Annotated in this window: 17 protein-coding genes; 16 read left to right on the plus strand and 1 reads right to left on the minus strand. The window is 67.8% G+C overall.

Going from position 1 to position 20,483, the window contains the following annotated elements; genetic code table 11:
* Positions 1–40: 40 nt before the first annotated feature.
* The 5 genes from R2669_RS16690 to R2669_RS16710 are packed head-to-tail and all read left to right on the plus strand — an operon-like array spanning position 41 to position 4,639.
* Entirely contained in the window at positions 41–1,198 is a 1,158-nt protein-coding gene (locus R2669_RS16690) for a cytochrome c oxidase subunit II (RefSeq protein WP_316901305.1), read from the plus strand.
* A 12-nt stretch (positions 1,199–1,210) separates the two neighbouring features.
* Positions 1,211–3,001, plus strand: coding sequence for a cytochrome c oxidase subunit I (gene ctaD, locus R2669_RS16695; RefSeq protein WP_316901307.1), 1,791 nt, complete (start codon positions 1,211–1,213; stop codon positions 2,999–3,001).
* Positions 2,998–3,609, plus strand: coding sequence for a cytochrome c oxidase subunit 3 (locus R2669_RS16700; RefSeq protein ID WP_316901309.1), 612 nt, complete (start codon positions 2,998–3,000; stop codon positions 3,607–3,609). The genes ctaD and R2669_RS16700 overlap by 4 nt, the downstream gene beginning before the upstream one ends.
* Positions 3,606–4,304, plus strand: a complete 699-nt coding sequence (locus R2669_RS16705; RefSeq protein ID WP_316890543.1) for a heme-copper oxidase subunit III family protein — start codon at positions 3,606–3,608, stop codon at positions 4,302–4,304. The genes R2669_RS16700 and R2669_RS16705 overlap by 4 nt, the downstream gene beginning before the upstream one ends.
* Positions 4,305–4,312: 8 nt before the next feature.
* Entirely contained in the window at positions 4,313–4,639 is a 327-nt protein-coding gene (locus R2669_RS16710; protein ID WP_316901312.1) for a cytochrome C oxidase subunit IV family protein, read from the plus strand.
* Between the two features lie 517 nt (positions 4,640–5,156).
* On the opposite strand, the gene R2669_RS16715 is transcribed toward R2669_RS16710, so the two are convergent.
* Positions 5,157–6,392: a cystathionine gamma-synthase family protein gene (locus tag R2669_RS16715; RefSeq protein ID WP_316901314.1), complete on the minus strand. Its 1,236-nt coding sequence runs from the start codon at positions 6,390–6,392 to the stop codon at positions 5,157–5,159.
* Positions 6,393–6,630: 238 nt separating this feature from the next.
* On the opposite strand from R2669_RS16715, the gene R2669_RS16720 reads away from it, so the two are divergent.
* From R2669_RS16720 to R2669_RS16770, 11 genes are all read left to right on the plus strand, one after another.
* Positions 6,631–9,549 carry an ABC transporter transmembrane domain-containing protein gene (locus tag R2669_RS16720; protein WP_316901316.1) on the plus strand — a complete coding sequence of 973 codons (2,919 nt, stop codon included), beginning with the start codon at positions 6,631–6,633 and terminating at the stop codon, positions 9,547–9,549.
* Between the two features lie 2 nt (positions 9,550–9,551).
* The gene (locus R2669_RS16725; protein ID WP_430708803.1) at positions 9,552–10,121 is read left to right on the plus strand and encodes a hypothetical protein; all 570 of its coding nucleotides are present in this window, start codon (positions 9,552–9,554) and stop codon (positions 10,119–10,121) included.
* Between the two features lie 355 nt (positions 10,122–10,476).
* On the plus strand, positions 10,477–11,790 hold the full coding sequence (locus tag R2669_RS16730; protein ID WP_316901319.1) for a glycosyltransferase family 4 protein: 1,314 nt from the start codon (positions 10,477–10,479) through the stop codon (positions 11,788–11,790).
* Between the two features lie 35 nt (positions 11,791–11,825).
* A complete protein-coding gene (locus R2669_RS16735; RefSeq protein ID WP_316890536.1) occupies positions 11,826–12,587 on the plus strand; it encodes an SDR family oxidoreductase in 762 nt (253 codons plus the stop codon).
* Positions 12,578–13,201, plus strand: a complete 624-nt coding sequence (locus R2669_RS16740) for a D-glycero-alpha-D-manno-heptose-1,7-bisphosphate 7-phosphatase (RefSeq protein WP_316901321.1) — start codon at positions 12,578–12,580, stop codon at positions 13,199–13,201. Before R2669_RS16735 ends, R2669_RS16740 begins: the two co-directional genes overlap by 10 nt.
* Positions 13,198–14,409, plus strand: coding sequence for a lipopolysaccharide heptosyltransferase II (gene waaF, locus R2669_RS16745; protein ID WP_316890533.1), 1,212 nt, complete (start codon positions 13,198–13,200; stop codon positions 14,407–14,409). The genes R2669_RS16740 and waaF overlap by 4 nt, the downstream gene beginning before the upstream one ends.
* Before the next feature lie 48 nt (positions 14,410–14,457).
* Positions 14,458–16,284: a carbamoyltransferase family protein gene (locus tag R2669_RS16750; RefSeq protein ID WP_316901323.1), complete on the plus strand. Its 1,827-nt coding sequence runs from the start codon at positions 14,458–14,460 to the stop codon at positions 16,282–16,284.
* Positions 16,281–17,333 (plus strand): glycosyltransferase family 2 protein, encoded by a 1,053-nt coding sequence (locus tag R2669_RS16755; RefSeq protein WP_316901325.1) that lies wholly within the window; start codon positions 16,281–16,283, stop codon positions 17,331–17,333. The genes R2669_RS16750 and R2669_RS16755 overlap by 4 nt, the downstream gene beginning before the upstream one ends.
* The gene (locus R2669_RS16760; RefSeq protein WP_316901327.1) at positions 17,330–18,475 is read left to right on the plus strand and encodes a glycosyltransferase family 9 protein; all 1,146 of its coding nucleotides are present in this window, start codon (positions 17,330–17,332) and stop codon (positions 18,473–18,475) included. The genes R2669_RS16755 and R2669_RS16760 overlap by 4 nt, the downstream gene beginning before the upstream one ends.
* Positions 18,472–19,464 (plus strand): glycosyltransferase, encoded by a 993-nt coding sequence (locus R2669_RS16765; RefSeq protein WP_316901329.1) that lies wholly within the window; start codon positions 18,472–18,474, stop codon positions 19,462–19,464. Before R2669_RS16760 ends, R2669_RS16765 begins: the two co-directional genes overlap by 4 nt.
* The gene (locus R2669_RS16770; RefSeq protein WP_316890527.1) at positions 19,461–20,483 is read left to right on the plus strand and encodes a UDP-glucuronic acid decarboxylase family protein; all 1,023 of its coding nucleotides are present in this window, start codon (positions 19,461–19,463) and stop codon (positions 20,481–20,483) included. The genes R2669_RS16765 and R2669_RS16770 overlap by 4 nt, the downstream gene beginning before the upstream one ends.

Raw genomic sequence — 20,483 nt, forward strand, 5'->3', positions numbered from 1 at the left:
CTTTAGCGTGTTGAGGGAGTCCCTCGCCGGGAGGTGCCCCATGGCCCTTGCGATTGCGCTCGTGCTGATCGTCGTGCTGGCGGTGGGGTTTCACTTTGCCAGCCCATGGTGGACCACCCCGATCGCCTCCAACTGGGTGCGCATGGACGACACGCTGACGATCACCATCGTCATCACCGGCGTGCTGTTTGTCGCCATCAACCTCTTCGTCGTCGCTGCGCTCCTGCGCTATCGCCATCGCAACGGCCAGCCCAACCAGCGCGCCGCCTACGAGCCGCACAACAAGCGTCTGGAATGGTGGCTGATCGGTATCACCACCGTGGGCGTGGCGGCGCTGCTCGCGCCCGGCCTCTTCGTCTATGCGGATTACGTCCGCCCGCCACCCAACGCCCTGCAGATGGAAGTACTCGGCCAGCAGTGGCAATGGCGCTTCCGCTTTGCCGGCCCCGCCGGCAAGCTCGGCACGACCGACGTGCGCTACATGAGCAACGACAACCCGTTCGGCCTGAACCCGGCTGACCCGAACGGCCGCGACAACTACCTGATCGAAACGCCCGAGCTGCACCTGCCGATCAACCGCCCGATCCAGGTGCTGGCGCGCTCGCGCGATGTGCTGCACGACTTTTACGTGCCGCCGTTTCGCGCGCGCATGAACATGGTGCCGGGCATGATCACTACGTTCTGGTTCACCCCCACCAAGGCGGGACGCTACGACATCCTGTGCGCGCAGCTCTGCGGCATCGGGCACGCCAACATGCGCGGCGTGGTGGTCGTGGAAGACGAGGCGTCGTTCGCACGCTGGCTCGCCCAGCAGACCACCTTCGAGCAGCGCCAGAAGGCCAAGGTGCAGGCTGCCCCCGCCGCTGCAGGCGGAAGCGCGCAGGCATTGGCCGAGCAGGGCCAGACGCTCGCCCAGGCCAAGGGCTGCGTTGCCTGCCACAGCGTTGACGGCAGCCCGCGCGTCGGCCCCACGTGGAAAGGGCTCTACGGCAAGACCGAAACCATGGCCGACGGCAGCACCGCGCACGTCGACGAGGCGTACCTGCGCGCCTTCATCCGCGATCCGAAAGCGCGTGTGGTCAAGGGCTTCGCGCCCATCATGCCGACGTTCGACCTGAGCGAGCAGGAACTCGCAGCGCTGGTGGCGTACATCAAGGCACAAGGCGGCGACGCTGCGGCAACCGCTGCAAAACCGTAGCGAGGAGACGCCATGTCCTACGGCAAGAATGACCACGGCGACCACAGCCACGCACCGCAGAGCTTCTGGACGCGCTACGTCTGGAGCCAGGACCACAAGGTCATCGCGGTGCAGTACGCGCTCACGGCCATCGCCATCGGGCTGGTGGGGCTCGTGCTGTCGAACCTGATGCGCCTCCAGCTGGGCTTTCCGGGCAGGTTCGCCTTCATCGACGCCAACCACTACTACCAGTTCGTCACCATGCACGGAATGATCATGGTGATCTACCTGCTCACGGCGCTGTTCCTGGGCGGCTTCGGCAACTACCTGATCCCGCTGATGCTGGGCGCGCGCGACATGGTGTTTCCGTTCCTGAACATGCTCAGCTACTGGGTCTACCTGCTGGCCGTGCTGGTGCTGGTGGCGAGCTTCTTCGTACCGGGCGGGCCCACCGGCGCAGGCTGGACGCTGTATCCGCCGCAGGCGATCCTGCCCGGCACGCCGGGCACCGAATGGGGCATCGTGCTGATGCTGGTGTCGCTGGCCATCTTCATCGTCGCGGCCACCATGGGCGGGCTCAACTACGTGACCACCACGCTGCAGGCGCGCACGCGCGGCATGACGCTCATGCGCATGCCGCTCACGGTGTGGGGCATCTTTACGGCGACGGTGTTGGCGCTGCTGGCGTTTCCGGCGCTGTTCGTGTCGGCCATCATGATGCTGCTCGACAAGACGCTGGGCACCAGCTTCTTCATGCCGGCCGTGGTATCGATGGGGCAGCAGCTGAACCACAGCGGCGGCAGCCCGCTGCTGTTCCAGCACCTGTTCTGGTTCTTCGGCCACCCCGAGGTCTACATCGTCGCGCTGCCTGCCTTCGGCATCGTGTCCGATCTCATCAGCACGCACGCGCGCAAGAACATCTTCGGCTACCGGATGATGGTGTGGGCCATCCTGATCATCGGTGTGCTGTCGTTCGTCGTCTGGGCGCACCACATGTTCGTGTCGGGCATGAACCCGTACTTCGGCTTCTTCTTTGCCACCACCACGCTGATCATCGCCATCCCGACCGCGCTCAAGGTCTACAACTGGGTGCTCACGCTCTGGCGCGGCGACATCCACCTGACCGTACCGATGCTGTTTGCCATCGGCTTCATCAGCACGTTCGTCATCGGCGGCCTGACGGGGCTGTTCCTCGGCAACGTCAGCGTGGACATTCCGCTGTCCAACACGTACTTCGTCGTCGCGCACTTCCACATGGTGATGGGCGTGTCGCCGATTCTCGTGGTGTTCGGCGGGCTCTATCACTGGTACCCCAAGGTGACGGGCCGCATGCTGAACGATACGCTCGGCCGCGCGCATTTCTGGATCACCTTCGTCGGCACATACCTGATCTACTTTCCGATGCACTACCTGGGTGTGCTCGGCATGCCGCGCCGGTACTACGCATATGAGGGTTACAGCTTCATCCCGCCGTCCGCGCAGACGCTGAACACGTTCATCACCGTCATCGCCATCATCGTGGGCCTGGCGCAGCTGCTGTTCCTCTTCAACCTGGCGTGGAGCCTCGTGCGCGGCAGGAAGGCCGAGGCCAACCCGTGGCGGGCCACCACGCTCGAATGGCAGACGCCGCAGACACCGCCCGTGCACGGCAACTGGGGGCCGGCGCTGCCGGTGGTCTATCGGTGGGCGTACGAGTACAGCCCGCCCGGCCGAGCAGATGACTTCGTGCCGCAGAACGAACCGCCCACCGGCGCCTCCGACATGGGAGCGGAGGTGGAGGCGCAGCCGGGAATCTCCCTCCACGCCAGCGGGGTGCGCACATGACGACCCTGCCCCGCCACTTCGCGCCCGACACATCGCCTGCATTGCCGCCGCACGCTGGGCGCATTGGCCTGCGCGTCTTCATGGCCGTGGTGACGACGCTGTTCTCGCTGCTGATCCTGGCCTATGCCATGCGCATGCGCGAGCCCGACTGGATGCCGGTTCCCCACCCGGCGCTGCTGTGGTGGAACACCGGCGTGCTGGCGCTGGCAAGCGTCGCCATGGAAGGGGCAAGGCGCACCGACGCGCGCCGCACGATCTGGCTGTTCGCGGGTGGCGCGCTTGCAGCGCTGTTCGTGTTCGGGCAATGGGCGGCGTGGCAGCAACTGTCGGCCACCGGGCAAGGCGTGGCGGTCAACCCATCCAACAGCTTTCTGTATGTGTTCACGGGCCTGCATGCGGCGCATGTCATCGGTGGCCTCGTCGTCTGGGCGGTGACGGTCGCGCGCCTGCACAGGAACGCCGATCGCACCCGGCGGGCCATTGCCCTCTGCGCGACGTACTGGCACTTCCTGCTGGCCGTCTGGCTCGCACTGCTGGCCGCGATGTGGTGGATCACGCCCGCATTCGTCAGCGCCATCTGCGGGCCGCTGTATGGAGCCACGCCATGAGCCACTCCACGCTTCCAACGGGCCCGGCAGTCTCGGCGGACGCCGCCAAAGGCTGGCCCGGCATCGTCAACGACTGGTCGGCCGACCGCGAGACCTTCAAGGTGCCGTGGGGCAAGGCCATGATGTGGATCTTCCTGCTGTCGGACACGTTCGTCTTCAGCAGCTTCCTGGTCGGCTACATGACGGTGCGCATGTCGACCACCGTGCCGTGGCCCGACCCGTCCAAGGTGTTCGGGCTGTCGGTGGGTGGCGTGGAAGTGCCGCTCCTGCTGATCGCCATCATGACGTTCGTGCTCATCAGCAGCAGCGGCACGATGGCCATGGCGGTGAACTTCGGCTACCGGCGCGAGGCAAAGCGGGCGGCGTTGCTCATGCTCGCAACCGCCATCCTGGGCGCGGCGTTCGTGTCGATGCAGGCGTTCGAGTGGACCAAGCTGATCGTGCATGAGGGCATCCGCCCGTGGGGCAACCCACTGGGCGCGGCGCAGTTTGGCGCGTGCTTTTTCATGATCACCGGCTTCCACGGCTTTCACGTGACGTGCGGCGTGATCTACCTGTTGCTGGTCGCGCGCAAGATCCTGCAGCCGGGCTTTGCCGAACACGGCAACTTCCAGATCGTGGAGATCGCGGGCCTCTACTGGCACTTCGTCGATCTCGTCTGGGTGTTCATCTTTGCGTTGTTCTACCTGTGGTGAGGGCAGTCATGGACCACACGGAACCCTCTGCCCACGGGCAACAACACCCCATCGGCATCTACCTGAAGATCTGGGGCCTGTTGTTCGTGCTGAGCACGATGTCGTACCTGGTCGATTATTTCCACGTGCAGGGGCTGATGCGCTGGACGCTGATCATCGTGTTCATGATCGCCAAGGCCGGGCTGATCGTCTCGGTGTTCATGCACATGATGTGGGAGCGGCTGGCCCTGGTGTACGCGATCCTGCTGCCGCCGCTGGCGTTGCTCGTGCTGATGGTGCTGATGGCGGCGGAGGCTAATCACACCTTTGGCACGCGCATGCTGTTCTTCCATTGAACCCCGGGCGGGGCGGGCCAAGCACGGCCCGGCGGGGCTCACATCCGGCCCCCGGAGGGCGGAGCATGGACCTCAAACAGTCGCGCTCGGCAGTCTGAGGTCCAAAATTTCGACCTCAGACTGTGGCGTTCCACCCTCAGAGAGTGGAACGCCAGTCTAAACCCGTCGAGCGTGCCCCTCCGAGGCCGGAGCGCGACCCTCGGAGTGCGGATAGGTCGAATGTTTTTGGGCGGAGCGTGAGCCTCGGACAGTGGCGTTCGAGCCTCCGAGGCCGAAACGCCAGCCTCCGAGCGCGGCAATCGTGTGTTTGACATTGGGGCACGACCCTGTGACGGTGGCGTTCGGGCCTCAAAGCGTCACGTTCGACGCTCGCACGGTGGAGCGCCAGTGTTTGCGCCTGGAGCGCCACCATCCGAGGGTGGAATGCGAGTGTCCGACCGTGGAGGGCGATGCTCCAACACTCGCGGGCGAACGGGCAGCCCTGCCCCGGGCCGCCGCGTTGCAACGGCGATGAGATTCAGCCGAGGTGGATGGCGTCCAGCGCCTGCGTGAAGTCGGCCACCAGATCGGCTTCATCCTCAATGCCCACCGACACGCGCACGAGCGAATCGGCAATGCCCATCGACGCGCGGCGCTCGGCGCCCATTTCCCAGTAGATGGTGGGCGCCACCGGAATCACCAGCGTGCGCGTATCGCCCAGGTGCGTGGCGCGCACGGCGTAGCGCAGGTGGTCGAGCATGTCGACGTAGTCAGCGCCATCCACCAGTTCGAAGCTCAGCAGGCCGCCGTAGTGGCGGAACAGCTCGGTGGCGCGGGCGTGTTCGGGGTGTTCCGGCAGGCCGGGGTAATACACGCGTGCCACCTTCGGGTGCGCGGCCAGCGTCCGGGCCAGCGCCAGGGCGTTGCTGCAGGTGCGGTCCACGCGCAGGGCCATCGTTTCGGCGCCCACGGCAATGCGATGCGCGGCATCGGCTATCAACGTCGCGCCCTGGTCGCGCAGGCCCTTCTTACGGATCTGCTGGATGCCCTGCATTTCCGGCTTGGCCTTGCGGTAGGCCGGGTAGATGTTCGGATACGCCGCCCAGTCGAACAGGCCCGTATCCACCACCGCGCCGCCCAGCGCGTTACCGTGCCCGCCGATGTACTTGGACAGTGAATGCACCACCAGGCTCGCCTGCGCGTCGCGCGCGCGGAACAGCCATGGGGACGTCATCGTGCCGTCGACCACGTAAATCAGGCCGCGTGCCTTGCAGATATCGCCAATGCCCTTCAGATCGGCCACTTGCGTGCGCGGGTTGGCAATGGTTTCCACGAAGACGAGGCGCGTATTCGGCTGCACGGCGTCGGCCACGGCCTGGGCCGACGTGGCATCGACGAACGTCACTTCCACGCCCAGGTTGCGCAGCGTTTCGAACACGCTGTTGGTGTTGCCGAACAGGAACGCGCTGGAGACCACGTGGTCGCCTGCGCGCAGCAGGGTCGAAAACACCGCCATGATGGCCGCCATGCCGGTGGCAAAGCATGCGGTGGCCACGCCGGCTTCCATCATCGTGATCTTGGCTTCGAGTGCGGCCGTGGTCGGGTTGCCCTGGCGCGCGTAGGTGTAGCCGGGCTTGCCCTGGAACACGTCGATCAGCTCGCGCGTATCGGTATAGCCGTACGTGGTGGACGTGTGCAGCGGCTTGTGGATGGCGTAGTGCTCGACGCCGGCTTCGCGGTCGGCGTGCAGGAGGGCGGTGGTCAGTCCGGTCATGGCAGGGCAGCAGAAAGGCGGGAAAAGCGAGGAGGCGCTGGAAACAGCAGGAAAGTCACGCATTATCGCGCGATTCCGGCGCCACCTGGCCGCCGGAACCCGGGCGGGCGTGGAACGTGGCTTGCGTCGCACCTCGCGTTGCAAGACCGACCGGATTCCATGCCTGGTGACGAGCCCATCTCCTGCATCCTCCCCTCCTCCCCATCCTGCTGAGGCATCCAGCCTGCAGCAGCGGATCGTGGGCGCGCTGTGGCGCGCCATCTGGCGCTACCGCAAGCGCGTGCTGGTGGCCGTGGGGCTGCTGGTGCTGGCCAAGCTGTGCGCGGTGGGCGTGCCGATCGTGCTCAAGTGGATCGTCGACGGCTTTGGCGATGCCACGCGCGCGCGTGTATTTCCCGCCTTCCTGCTGCTGGCCTACGCGGTGCTGCGCTTTGGCGGCACGCTGTTCGGCGAGCTGCGCGACATGGTGTTCTCGCGCGTGTCGCAGCCCACGGTGGCGGGCTTCATGGCGCAGGCGTTCGAGCACCTGCATCAGCTCGGGCCGCGCTTTCATGCAAGCCGGCAGACGGGCGGGCTGATCCGCGATGTGGAGCGCGGCACCACCGGCATCGAGTTCCTGCTGGGTGTCGCGCTGTTCACGATCCTGCCGACCATGGTGGAGATCGGCTCCGTGCTCATCATCATGATGAGCCGCTACAGCGGGTGGTATCTCGTCACCATCCTGGCCACGTTTGCGGCCTATTGCACCGCCACCGTGCTGCTCACGCGACGCCGCGTGCGCCTGCAGCGGCAGATGAACGAGTTCGACTCGATGGCCGGCAGCCGGCTGCTCGACAGCATGCTCAATCACGAAGCCGTGAAGGTGTATACCAGCGAGCGCTTCGAGGCCCACCGCTACCGCGACATCCTGCGCCAGCGCATCGAGACGGCAGTCGCCAACCAGCGCGCGTTGTCACTACTGCACGTGTCGCAAAGCGGTGTCATCGCGGCAGGCGTAGCGACCGTCATGCTGCTGGCCGGGCAGGACGTGACGCGCGGCGTGCTATCGGTGGGCGATCTCGTGCTGATCAATGCGTACATCATCCAGGTGTGCCTGCCGCTCAACGCGCTGGGCTTCATGTTCCGCGAGGCGAAAGACGCCGCCATCAACGCCGAGCGCCTGTTCCAACTGCTTGAACAGCGGGCCGACGTGGTGGACCTGCCCAACGGCGCGCCGCTGCGCGTGACGCAGGGCGACGTGCAGTTCGACCACGTGGATTTCGGCTACGAGAACACGCGGCCCATCCTGCACGACCTGTCGCTGCACATTCCGGCCGGGCACACGGTGGCAGTGGTAGGCGGCAGCGGCTCGGGCAAATCGACGCTGGCGCGGCTGCTGCTGCGCTTTTACGACCCGTGGGCGGGGCGCGTGTCCATCGACGGGCAAGACCTGCGCGTGGTCACGCAAGACAGCGTGCGCCGCGCGATCGGCATCGTCCCGCAAGACACCATCCTCTTCAACGACACCATTGCCTACAACATTGCCTACGGGCGCGAAGGCGCGACGATGGCCGAGGTGATCGAGGCAGCGCGCGCGGCCTATGTGCACGACTTCATCGCCGCGCTGCCCGAGGGCTACCAGACCATGGTGGGCGAGCGCGGGCTGAAGCTCTCGGGCGGTGAAAAACAGCGCATTGCCATTGCGCGGGCGCTGCTGAAGAACCCGTCGATCCTGATCTTCGACGAGGCGACCTCCGCCCTGGATACGCGCTCGGAACGCGCGATCCAGCGCGAGCTGGATCGCCTCTCGGCACACCGCACGACGCTGGTGATTGCGCACCGGCTTTCCACGGTGGTGGACGCACACGAAATCGTCGTGCTGGAAAAGGGCCGCATTGTCGAGCGCGGCCGCCATACCGACCTGCTGGCGGCCAACGGCGTCTACGCCCAGCTCTGGACCCTGCAACGCCAGCAGTCCGACCTGGAGCAGGCCCAGCACCGGCTGGCACAGCAGCCGATCAACCTCGTGGCCCTGGTGGTGAGCGTGCTCGACGGCCTGCGCGAGGCGATCGATGCACGCCGCATCACCGTGTATTCCGTCATCCGCTCGGAAACCCCGAGCATCACGGGCGACCCGAGCCGCCTGCAAGGCATCGTGGGCGATGTGCTCAGCCACGCCGTGCTGGCCAGCCACCCGGGCAGCCGCATCGAGATCGTGCTGGAGCGCGTGGAAGGCATGGCGCAGTTGCGCGTGACCGACACGATTGCCATACCGGCGGTGGCGGCGGCCGCCATTCCCACCGCGTCGCACACGCCCGCCGAGATGGAGCCCGACGCCGCCCTGTCGGCCTTTGGACCCACGGCCACCCCGCCTGCGCCGGCACCCTTCGACGTGCTGGACCCGGTGGACCCGCTCGCGCCGCTGCGGCAGGAGCCGCGCGCGTTCGATACCGCGCTGGCGGCAACCGCGCAGGACACGGCCGCCACGCCTGCAGCCACGCTTGACCCGTTGTGGATCCGCTCGGTGGTGGAACAGCACGGCGGGCGCTTTGCCGTCGTGCCGCTGCCCCATGGTGACGGCACCACGTATGTGATGGACTTCCCGATCCGCGCGGTGGCCCCGCTCGCGGTCGCACCGGGCGAGGCCATGCCCACCGCAGCGCCGCAGGCGCCACGGGCCGAGCGCACCGCGCTTCCGCCGCCGGATGCGCTGTCCGGTGTGCACGTGCTCATCGTCGACGACCAGGAAGACGCCCGCGAAATTCTCCAGCTGCTGCTGGAAGACTACGGCGCCACCGTCACCGCGTATGGCGCCGCCAAGCCGGCACTCGCGGCCCTGCGCGCGGCGCCCAGCAACTCGTGGCCCGACGTGCTGGTCTCCGACATCGCGCTCGGCGACGACGAAGACGGCTACGCGCTGCTGCGCAACGTGCGCCTGCTGGAGAGCGAGCGCGACATGCCGCTCGATGCCCGGCTGCCCGCCGTCGCGCTCTCCGGCTACGACCGCCCGGAAGATCGCACGCGCGCGCTTCTGGCCGGCTTCCAGCTGCATCTGGCCAAGCCCACGGAACACGGCGAACTGGTCACCGCCATCCTCAGCGTCATTCGCGCGCGACGCGCCCCCGCGCGTGAATCGCACGCCTCCGTTTCCCTCCAATCAGCCCAGGAGTCTCCATAAACATGCTGGCCGATTTCGATCCTTCCGCCTCCGCACAGGAAACGCTGCAACCACAGCAACCACAGGCACCGCAGAAACAATCGCAACAGCCCACCTCGCACTTTGCCGGCGCAGACGCCGCCCGCCGTGCCGTGGAGATGGCACTGCCGCTCATTGCACAAGCGATGACGCGTCCACAGGAAGTGGGCGACAGCGGCTTCCTGTACATCGTGGTGATGGACCCGGCACGCTCGCCTGCCGAGTGCGCCTTTGACGAGGCCGTGCTCTACGAATATTCGGTGGGCGATCGCGCGCAATGGGATGCGGACTACGCCGCTTACGCGCGCGCCAAGGCACGGCTGGCGTGGCAGCACGGCATGAGCACGCACGCGCTGCAGAGCTTGCGCCCGCACGTGCTGCGCGCAGGCGACACCAACCTGTGGGGCAGTGCCGTGCTCGACGGCATCGTGGTGGGCGTGAGCGGCGCGCTGCCGTTCTATGACGAAGCCTTTGCCCATGTTGTGGCGGCTTGCCTGCGCGCCATCGCCAAACAGGCCGCGGCCGCCACGGGCGGCACGCTGCGGCTCGCCTGACGCCGCCGCTTCTCCTCATCCCCTTCGCGGCGCGACAGGCGTGATGCCGTCGTCGCGCCGTTTCTCCTTGTACGCCGCGTAAGAATTGCGCGGTCCCCCAACAGCCGCACGTTCAAGCGCGCGGCGCCACGGCGGGTGCACTGCGTGCACGACCGGCGCGCCCCTCCGGGCTTCACATCCCGCAAACGCTTGTCCGGACAAGCGAAACGCGCTTCCCGGGCCCGGCTCATCTCTCCTTGTTGGAACGGCTTGCGGCACAAGGTTGCGCGCCATGGCACGCCGGCTGCTGAGGGTCTTCGCACGTGGCTTCCAAACACCTCACCACACAGGCCGCGACGATAAGAGGAGAAACGACATGCGCATCGCCATGGTCAGTGAACACGCATCGCCACTCGCCGACTTGGGCGGTGTCGACTGCGGCGGACAGAACGTCTACGTGCGCCATGTCGCGCGCCAGCTTGCACGGCTGGGCCATCGTGTCGATGTCTTCACGCGCCGCGAGCGTCCGCGGGACCCGGAGGTGGTGCCGTTTGACGACGGATGCCGTGTCGTCCACGTGCCGGCCGGGCCGGCCGCCGTGCTGCCAAAGGAAGCGCTGCTGCCGCACATGCATGCCTTTGGCCGCCACCTGTTGAACCACTGTGCGCGCGCCCAGGCCAGGGGCGAGGGTTACGACGTCATCCATGCCAACTTCTTCATGTCGGGCCTGGCATCGCTGGCGGCATCAACGCGGTTGCACCTGCCGCTGGTCATGACCTTTCACGCGCTGGGCCGCGTGCGCCGACTGCACCAGGGCAGCGCCGACGGCTTTCCCGATGCGCGCTTCGCGATCGAAGAGACGCTGGTGCAACGCGCCGACCGCGTCATCGCCGAATGCCCACAGGATCAGGCTGACCTGGAAACGCTGTACCGTGCGCGGCCCGAGCAGATCGACGTGGTGCCGTGCGGCTTTGACGCCGCGGAATTCGCCCCCATCGACCGCGCCGAAGCGCGACGCCGCCTGGGCGTGCCGGCCGATGCGTTTGTCGTGCTGCAGCTGGGCCGCATGGTGGCGCGCAAGGGCGTGGACAACGTCATCGAGGCCATCGGCAAGCTGCCGGCCGATGCGCGCAAGCGCGTGCGCCTGTATGTCGTGGGCGGCAACACCGTCGTGCCGGATGTGGCCGCCACGCCGGAACTCGGCCGCCTGCAGGGCATTGCCGAGCGCGCCGGTGTGAGCGCGCAGACCACCTTTGTCGGCAAGCGCGGCCGGGCCGATCTGCGCATCTGGTACAGCGCCTGCGATGTCTTCGTCAGCACGCCCTGGTACGAGCCGTTCGGCATCACGCCGGTGGAGGCCATGGCGTGCGGGCGCGCGGTGATCGGCGCAGACGTGGGCGGCATCCGCTCGACCGTGCGGCACGAGCGCACCGGTTTCCTCGTCCCGCCCAAAGACCCGCAAGCGCTGGCCGCGCGCCTGCTGCAGCTGATCGAGCAGCCCGAGCTGTGCCGCGAGCTGGGGCAAGCCGGGCTGGTACGCGCCCGCATGCTCTACACGTGGCTGGGCGTGGCCGGCCAACTCGAGCGTGCCTACCTCAAGGCCATCGACGCTCACGCCCGCGCGATGGGCCGCATGACCGATGCCGTGCCCAGCGCCAACGCTGCGGCGCTGGCGGGGCTCGCGGCCTGACCCGTTTTTTTCCACCCTTCCCTCATCACGCCGCCATGACCCAGACCGATTTGAACTCGACCCACAACACCACGCCAACGCTGCGCGACCAGGTCATCATCGTGACCGGCGCGGGGCGCGGGCTGGGCGCCGCCATCAGCCGTGTGCTCTCTGCCGAAGGGGCAACGGTGGTCGCCACCGACCACGATGCCGGCACCGCTGACCGCACCGCCGCCGAGCTGATCGCCGAGGGCAGCCAGTCGCACGCCATTGCGCTGGACGTGGGCGACGAAGCCGCCGTGCGCAGCGCGCTCGATGAAGTGGTCGACCGCTTTGGCCGCGTGGATGCCGTCATCAACAACGCAGCCATCGATATCACGCTGCCCATTGACGAACTGAACGTCGAAGACTGGGACCGCGTGGTGCGCACGAACCTGCGCGGCCCGTTCCTGCTGGCCAAGCACGCCAGCGTGCTGATGCGCAAGCGCGCGAGCGGCGCCATCGTCAACATCGCCTCCACCGCATCGCGCCGCGCGTGGCCGAATGCGTCGGTCTACCACGCCACCAAGTGGGGGCTGCTGGGGCTGTCGCATGCGCTGCATGCCGAGCTTCGCCCGCACGGCATCAAGGTCTCTGCCGTGATTGCCGGCGGCATGCGCACGCCGTTCCTGCTGGACCGCTTTCCCGACATTGACGTGAACAACCTGCAGGACCCGGCCAACGTGGCCGCCGCCGTGCGCTTCGTGCTGCTGCAGCCGCCCGAGACGGTCATCCCGGAAGTGATGGTGCTGCCGATGCGGGAGACGTCATGGCCCTGATGCGCGCGCCGTTGCGGCCGCGACCGAGCCCCGCCGTCTTTCTCGACAAGGACGGCACGTTGCTGGAAGACGTGCCCTACAACGTCGACCCGGCGCGCATGGTATTGGCACCCGGGGCGGGCGAGGGTCTGCGCATGCTGGCCGCCGCCGGCCTGCCGCTCATCGTGGTGAGCAATCAGCCCGGCGTGGCGCTGGGCTACTTTTCCGAGGAGGCGCTCGACGCCGTAGCCATGCGACTGGGCGAGCTGTTCGCGCTGCACGGTGCCACGCTCAGCGGCTTCTACTTCTGCCCGCATGCGCCGGCAGACGATGGCAGCGTCAGCTGCACCTGCCGCAAACCGGCCGATGGCCTGTTGCGCCAAGCCGCGGCCGCACACGGCCTCACGCTGGAAGGCTCGTGGATGATCGGCGACATCCTCAACGATGTGGAGGCCGGCCGGCGCGCAGGCTGCCAGACGATCCTGATCGCCAATGGCAACGAAACGCTGTGGCAGCCGGGCCCATTGCGCGTACCGGACTACATCGTCGGGCGCTTTGACGAGGCGGCTGCCATCGTCATTGCGCAGCAGGCGCGGCACGCGCCCCGCGCGCAACACCTGAGGGCCGTCGCATGATCGCAGCCGGCATTCCCGAGCGCCGCGCCGTGTGGGCGAACGCGAGCCGCATCCTGTGTGTGCGGCCCGACAACCTGGGCGACGTGGTGATGACCACGCCCGCCTTTCACGCGCTCAAGGCCGATCAGCAGACGCGCCGCGCGAGCCGTCATCTCACGTTGCTGACGTCGCGCTCCGGCGCCACGGCCGCACCGCACCTGTCCGACATCGACGACGTGATCGTCTGCGATGTGCCGTGGGCCAAGCACGTCAACGCGGCCGACGCCGACCAGACGCGCGCGCTGGTCGACACGCTGCGCGACGGCGCATTCGACGCGGCGGTCATCTTTACCGTGCACACGCAGAATCCGCTGCCGGCTGCCATGCTGTGCTTTCTGGCGGGCATTCCGCTGCGCCTCGCGCATTGCCGCGAGAACCCGTACGCGCTGTTGACCGACTGGATTGCCGACCCCGATGCGCGCATTGCCGCCACCGCGCCCGGCGACGTGCGCCACGAGGTGCGCCGCCAGTTGGACCTCGTGCAGCACGTGACCGATGTGGCCGCGCATCTGCCGCACAGGCTGCGCTTCAACGTACGCGCGGCGGACCGCGATGCCGTGCGCGCCAAGCTGGCCGAGCGCGGCATCACCACCGATGCACCGTGGATCGTCCTGCATCCGGGTGCGACGGCGGCGTCGCGGCGCTATCCGCCCGATCGCTTCGCGCATATCGCGTGCACGCTGGCAAACCGCTATGGCTGCCCGGTGGTGGTGACGGGTGCGCCCACCGAGGCCGAACTGGTGCAGCAGGTGTGCCTGCCGGGGCTGATTGCCGGGCAGCGCGTCATGAACCTGGCCGGGGCGCTCACGCTGGGTGAGCTGGCGGCGCTCATTGAAGGCGCAGCGCTGCTCGTCTCCAACAACAGCGGCCCGGTGCATCTGGCTGCGGCCACGCAGACGCCGGTGGTCGATCTCTACGCGCTGACCAATCCACAGCACACGCCTTGGGCCGTGCCGCATGCAGTGCTCTCGCACCAGGTGCCGTGCCGCTACTGCTACCGCAGCGTGTGCCCGCTCGGCCATCAGGCTTGCCTGACCGGCGTGACGGAAGAGGAAGTGGTGGCGGCCGCGCACCCGCTGTGGCAATCGTCGCGCGTCGCGCAGGCGTTATGGCCCGGCGCTGCGATGGCTACGTCGTCTGCATCGAACGCGCCCACGCCGGTCGCCTGAGCACCGCCCATGACTTGTATTGACTGACCCGATTGACGGAGCCCCCGCATGGAAGCCAAACCGCTCTACACCCTCGGCATCAACGCGGCGTATCACGACTCCTCGGCCACGCTGGTGCGTGACGGTGTGGTGATTGCCGCCGCTGAAGATGAACGCTTCACGCACGTCAAGCACGCCAAGCGGCCGGTGCCCTTTTCCACCTGGCAGCTGCCGTATCACGCCATCGATTACTGCCTGGCCGAAGCCGGTATCGACCTGGCGCGCGTGGACCACGTCGCCTACTCCCTCGACCCGGCCCTGCTGACCGACCTGCAGGCGCAGACCCATATCGCGTTGCCGCTGCAGCCGTCGGCGCAGCTGGATCTGCCGCCCGGCGCCGCGCCGTGGGACCCATTGTTTCTCTCGTACGTGCTGAACGCCCCGCGCCAGCTGGCCGACGGCGCGCCGCATCATCTGCGGGCGCGCTTCGCCAACGTGAAGCACACCGGGCCGTTCCGCTGGTCGTTTGTGGAGCACCACCTGGCCCACGAGGCCAGTGCGTTCCTGGCGGCGCCCTACGACGACTGTGCCGTGCTCACGATGGACGGACGCGGCGAGCGCGCGACCACGTCCTACGGCCTCTTCCGCAACGGCGAATACACACGCCTGCAGCAGGTGGACCTGCCGCACTCTCTCGGCCTGCTCTATGAAGAGGTGACGGACTACCTCGGTTTTCTGCGTTCGTCCGACGAATACAAGGTGATGGCGCTGGCGTCATACGGGGAGCCCCGCTATGTCGACGCATTCCACGAAATGGTGCGCGTTGACCCGGACGGCCGCTACACCGTGGCACCGCTGCGCCTGGAAGAGCGCTTCGGCCCGCCGCGCCAGCGTGGCGGCCCGATGGAACCGCGCCACTTTGACATCGCGCGTTCGCTCCAGCAGGTGCTGGAAGAGACGGTGCTGACGATGAGCCAGTGGCTGCACCAGGCCACCGGCGCGCGCAACCTGGCCATGGCCGGCGGCGTGGCGCTCAACTGCGTGATGAACGCGCGCATCCGCGACCGCGGCCCGTTCGAAAACGTCTGGGTGCAGCCAGCGGCCGGCGATGCCGGCACGTCGCTTGGCGCCGCGCTGTGGACGGATTACCAGGCGCGCGGCAACAAGCAGCGCCTGTGGAAGATGGACCACGCCTATCTCGGCCCGTCGTATGCCGATGAAGAGATCGAGCAGTTCCTGACGTGGTCGAAGCTGCCGTTCGAGCGTCTGGACAACATTGCCGAGCAGACCGCCGAGCTGCTGGCGCAGGGCCAGGTGATCGGCTGGTTCCAGGGGCGCATGGAGTTCGGCCCGCGCGCGCTCGGTGCGCGGTCCATCCTCGCTTCGCCCATCCCCGCCGACATGCAGGCGCGGCTGAACGAGATCAAGGACCGCGAAGACTTCCGCCCCGTCGCCCCGGTGGTGATGGAAGAGCGCGCCGCCGACTGGTTTGTCGGTGCGCAGGTCGCGCCGTTCATGCTGTTCATCTTCGACGTGCGGGAAGACCGCGCCAAGCAGATCCCGGCGGTGCGCCACGTCGACGGCACTGCGCGCGTGCAGACCGTCAACCGCCGGCAGCATCCGCTGTATTACGACCTGCTGGCTGCGTTCGAGCGGCGTACCGGCGTGCCGATCCTGGTCAACACGTCGTTCAACACGCGCGGCGAGCCCATGGTCTGCAGCCCGCGCGATGCGGTGGAATCGTTCTGGACATCGCCGCTGGATGCGCTGGTGATCGGGCCGTTCCTGCTGCGCAAGACGGCCGACCGTCCGGAGCAGTCGCAAACCCAGGAAGACGGCGCCGTGCGCAACGTTGATGGGCTGCGGCGCGTGCCCGGCCTGGCGGGGGTCGCATGAACCAGCCGATGCCGTTTGACGTGTCGTCGGTGACCCCCGTGCAAGGGGCGCCGGCCATGTCCGTCGTCATTGCCACATGGCGACGGCCGCAGATGCTGCAACGCTGCCTGGACGGGCTGCGGGCGCAGACGTTCGACGCGCACCGCTTGGAACTGGTCGTGGCAGACGACGGCCCGGACGACGCCACCCGCGCGGTCGTGGACAGCTTTGCCGCTGCGGCCCCCGGCTGGCGCGTGCAGTACGTGCCCGTGCGCGAAACGCAAGGCCCCGCCGCCGCACGCAACCGCGGCTGGCGCGCCGCCACCGGCGACATCATCGCCTTCACCGACGACGACACCATTCCGGCGCCGACGTGGCTGGCGGAAGGCTGGCGCATCATGACCACGGCCGAGGGCGTTGCCGGTGCTGAGAACGGCGGGCCGCCCGACGCCGCCACCGGCGCAGTCCGCATGCCGTTGCCCGAGCGTCCGACGGACTACGAGCGCGATGCCAGCGGCCTCACCCGCGCCGAATTCGTCACCGCCAATTGCTTCGTGCGGCGCGCGATGCTGGAGCGCGTCGGCGGCTTTGACGAACGCTTCCGGCTGGCGTGGCGGGAAGACTCCGATTTGCAGTTCCGCATCCTCGATGCAGGCGGGCGCATCGTGCAGGCGCCGCGCGCCTTGATGCACCACCCCGTGCGGCCCGCGCCCTGGGGCGTGAGCGTGTCGCAGCAGCGCAAGGTGTTTTACGACGCGCTGCTCTACAAGAAGCACCCCAGGCTCTACCGCACGCGTATCCGGCCGGTGCCGCCGTGGCATTACTACGGTGTGGGGGCGGCCGTGGTGGTTGCAGTGGCCGCGCTGGCCGCGCACCTGCCCTGGGTGGCCGCTGCGGCCGCCGTGGTGTGGCTGGCGCTCACGCTGCGCTTCACCGCCATGCGGCTGCGCGGCACCGCACACACCGCGCGGCATGTGCTCGAAATGTTTTGGACATCCATTGCCATTCCGCCCCTGGCGCTGTACTGGCGCCTGCGCGGTGCATGGCATTTCCGGGTCTGGTTCCTATGACGCCCGCTGCTGAACTCCTGCGCGGCGCACGCCGCATCGCCGTCTTTCGCGCCTTGCAACTCGGCGACATGCTGTGTGCCGTGCCGGCCCTGCGCGCGCTGCGGGCCGCTGCACCCCAGGCGCATATCACGCTGGTAGGTCTGCCGTGGGCGCACCAGTTCCAACAGCGCTATGCCGATCTGCTGGACGACTTTGTCGCCTTTCCGGGCGGCGACGGCTTTCCGGAAGCCGGGCCGGCCGATGCAGAAGCGACACACGCGTTCTATGCCGGCATGCGGGCACGCTGCCTGGATGTCGCCATCCAGCTGCACGGCAGCGGGCCGCAATCGACGGAGGTGGTCCGCCAGTTTGGTGCGCACCATGTGTTCGGGTTTCAGCCCAGCGGGGCGATCGCGCGACAGGCCAACGCAGGGCTGCTCCCGTGGCCGACGCAGTTGCCCGAGGCGCAACGCCTGCTGGCGTTGCTCAATCACCTGGGGGCGCCGGCGGTGCCGGCCACACCGGACTTTCCGCTCCTGCGCGAAGACTATGCCGAGGCGCTTGCCTCGCTGCGCCATCAAGCCCTGGACCGCGACCGCCTTGTCTGCCTGCACCCGGGCGCGCGCATGCCCACGCGGCGCTGGTGGCCGGAGCGCTTTGCGGCAGTGGCCGACACGCTCATCGTCAGCGGGTTTCATGTGGTGATCACCGGTGCGGCATCGGAGGCGGCCCTCGCCGAAGAAGTCCGCAGCCGCATGCGCCAGCGTGCGGCCTCGGTGGTGGGGCAAACCTCGCTTGGCGGGCTCGCGGCACTGCTGCGGCTGTCGCGCCTGCTCATCTGCAACGACACCGGCGTGTCGCACGTGGCGGCGGCGGTGCGCGCGCCCAGCCTCGTCATTGCCTGCGGCAGCGACGTGGAACGCTGGGCGCCCGCTGACCGCACGCTGCACCGCGTGCTGGCCGTGCACCCGCCGTGCCGGCCGTGCATGCATTGGACGTGCCCGACCGGGCATGAATGCGCGCGCGATGTGACGGCGCGTCAGGTGCTGGACGCCGCGTATGCCGCGCTGTTCGACCCCGATGTCCACCTGCGCGCGTCTTACGCGCCCCAGGGTGCCGAGTCCCGAACCGCATCGCACACGATCGAGAATTCCACCTCATGACCCACCCCACGCGACAACGCCTGCGCATCCTGACGTGGCACGTGCACGGCAACTACCTGTACTACTTGTCGCAGGTGCCGCACGACTTCTATCTTGTGACGCGGCCGCCCGATGCCTCGGGCCGCGTGCCGCCCGGTTACGCGGGCAAGGTCGGCGCGCTGCCCTGGGGTGACAACGTGCACGAAGTCCCGTTCGACGCCGTTGCCGGGCAGCACTTCGATGCGGTGCTGTACCAATCGCGCGCGCATTGGGAAAACGATCGCCTCTCGGTCCTCAGTGCCGCGCAGCGGGCGTTGCCCACGATCTATCTCGAACACGATCCGCCGCAGGAACACCCCACCAACACGCTGCACTGGGTGCAAGACCCCAACGTGCTGCTGGTGCATGTGACGCCGTTCAACGCGTTGATGTGGGACAGCGGCATCACGCCCACACGCGTGATCGAACACGGCGTGCACTTGCCCGTGCCGGCCACCTACACCGGCGAGCTGGAGCGCGGCATCGTGGTCGTGAATCATCTGCACAAGCGTGGGCGGCGGCTGGGTGCCGACGTGTTCCAGTCGCTGCGCCAGCACGTGCTGCTTGATCTGGTCGGCATGGGGGCGGAAGCCGCGGGCGGGATCGGCGAAGTCGGCAACCTCGACCTGCCCACCTTCTGCGCGCGCTACCGCTTCTTCTTCAACCCGATCCGCTACACCAGCCTGGGCCTGGCCGTGGTGGAAGCGATGACCATCGGCATGCCGATCGTCGGCCTGGCCACCACGGAGATGAGCACGGTCATTCGCAACGGCCACAACGGCTACGTCGACACCAGCCCCGATGCGCTGGCAGGCGTCATGCAGACGCTGCTGCGCGACCCGGCCCTGGCCCGCCGCTGGGGCGACGCAGCACGCGAGACGGCCCGCACGCGTTTCGGCATCGACCGCTTCGTCGCCGATTGGTTGGACGCGTTTGCCACCGTCATGGAAAACAGGAAGGAGGCGGCATGAGACACCACGGAGACGCACACCACCCCGGCCACCCGGAGCCGCACCACCATTGGCGCGACCAGCGCCGCGTGCTGGTCACGGGCGGCGCGGGCTTTCTCGGCTCGCACCTGTGCGACCGCCTGCTGCGCGACGGGCACGATGTGCTGTGCGTCGACAACTTCTACACCGGCACCAAGCGCAACATCGCCCACCTGCTGGGACACCCGCGCTTCGAGGTGCTGCGCCACGACGTAACCTTCCCGCTGTATGTGGAGGTGGACGACATCTACAACCTGGCCTGCCCCGCCTCGCCCATCCACTACCAGCACGACCCGGTGCAGACCACCAAGACGAGCGTGCACGGCGCGATCAACATGCTGGGGCTGGCCAAGCGCGTGGGCGCGCGCATCCTGCAGGCCTCCACCAGCGAGGTGTACGGCGACCCGCATGAGCATCCGCAAACCGAGCGCTACTGGGGCAACGTCAACCCGATCGGCGTGCGCTCGTGCTACGACGAAGGCAAGCGCTGCGCCGAGACCCTGTTCATGGACTACCGCCGCCAGCATGGCCTGGACGTCAAGGTCGCGCGCATCTTCAACACCTACGGCCCGCGCATGCACCCGAACGACGGGCGCGTTGTCTCCAACTTCATCATGCAGGCCCTGGCCGGCGACCCGATCACGCTCTACGGCGATGGCCGCCAGACGCGCGCCTTCTGCTACGTGGACGATCTCATCGACGCGCTGGTGCGCTTGATGAACACGCCGCCGGATTTTTCGGGACCGGTGAACGTGGGCAACCCGGTGGAGATGAGCATGCTCGATATCGCGCGGCAGATTGTGGCTTGCACACGCTCGACGTCGGAACTCGTCTTCCACCCGCTGCCGCAGGACGACCCGACGCAGCGCTGCCCCGACATCACGCTGGCCCGCGAGGTGCTCGGGTGGGAGCCGCGCACCGCGCTTGAAGTGGGGCTGGCGCGTACGGTCGAGTATTTCCGGCAGCAGTTCTTCCTGGCGCCGATGCCGGTGCCGGCCTGA

The sequence above is a fragment of the Ralstonia edaphi genome (genome assembly GCF_958350185.1).
GTDB lineage: Bacteria > Pseudomonadota > Gammaproteobacteria > Burkholderiales > Burkholderiaceae > Ralstonia > Ralstonia edaphi.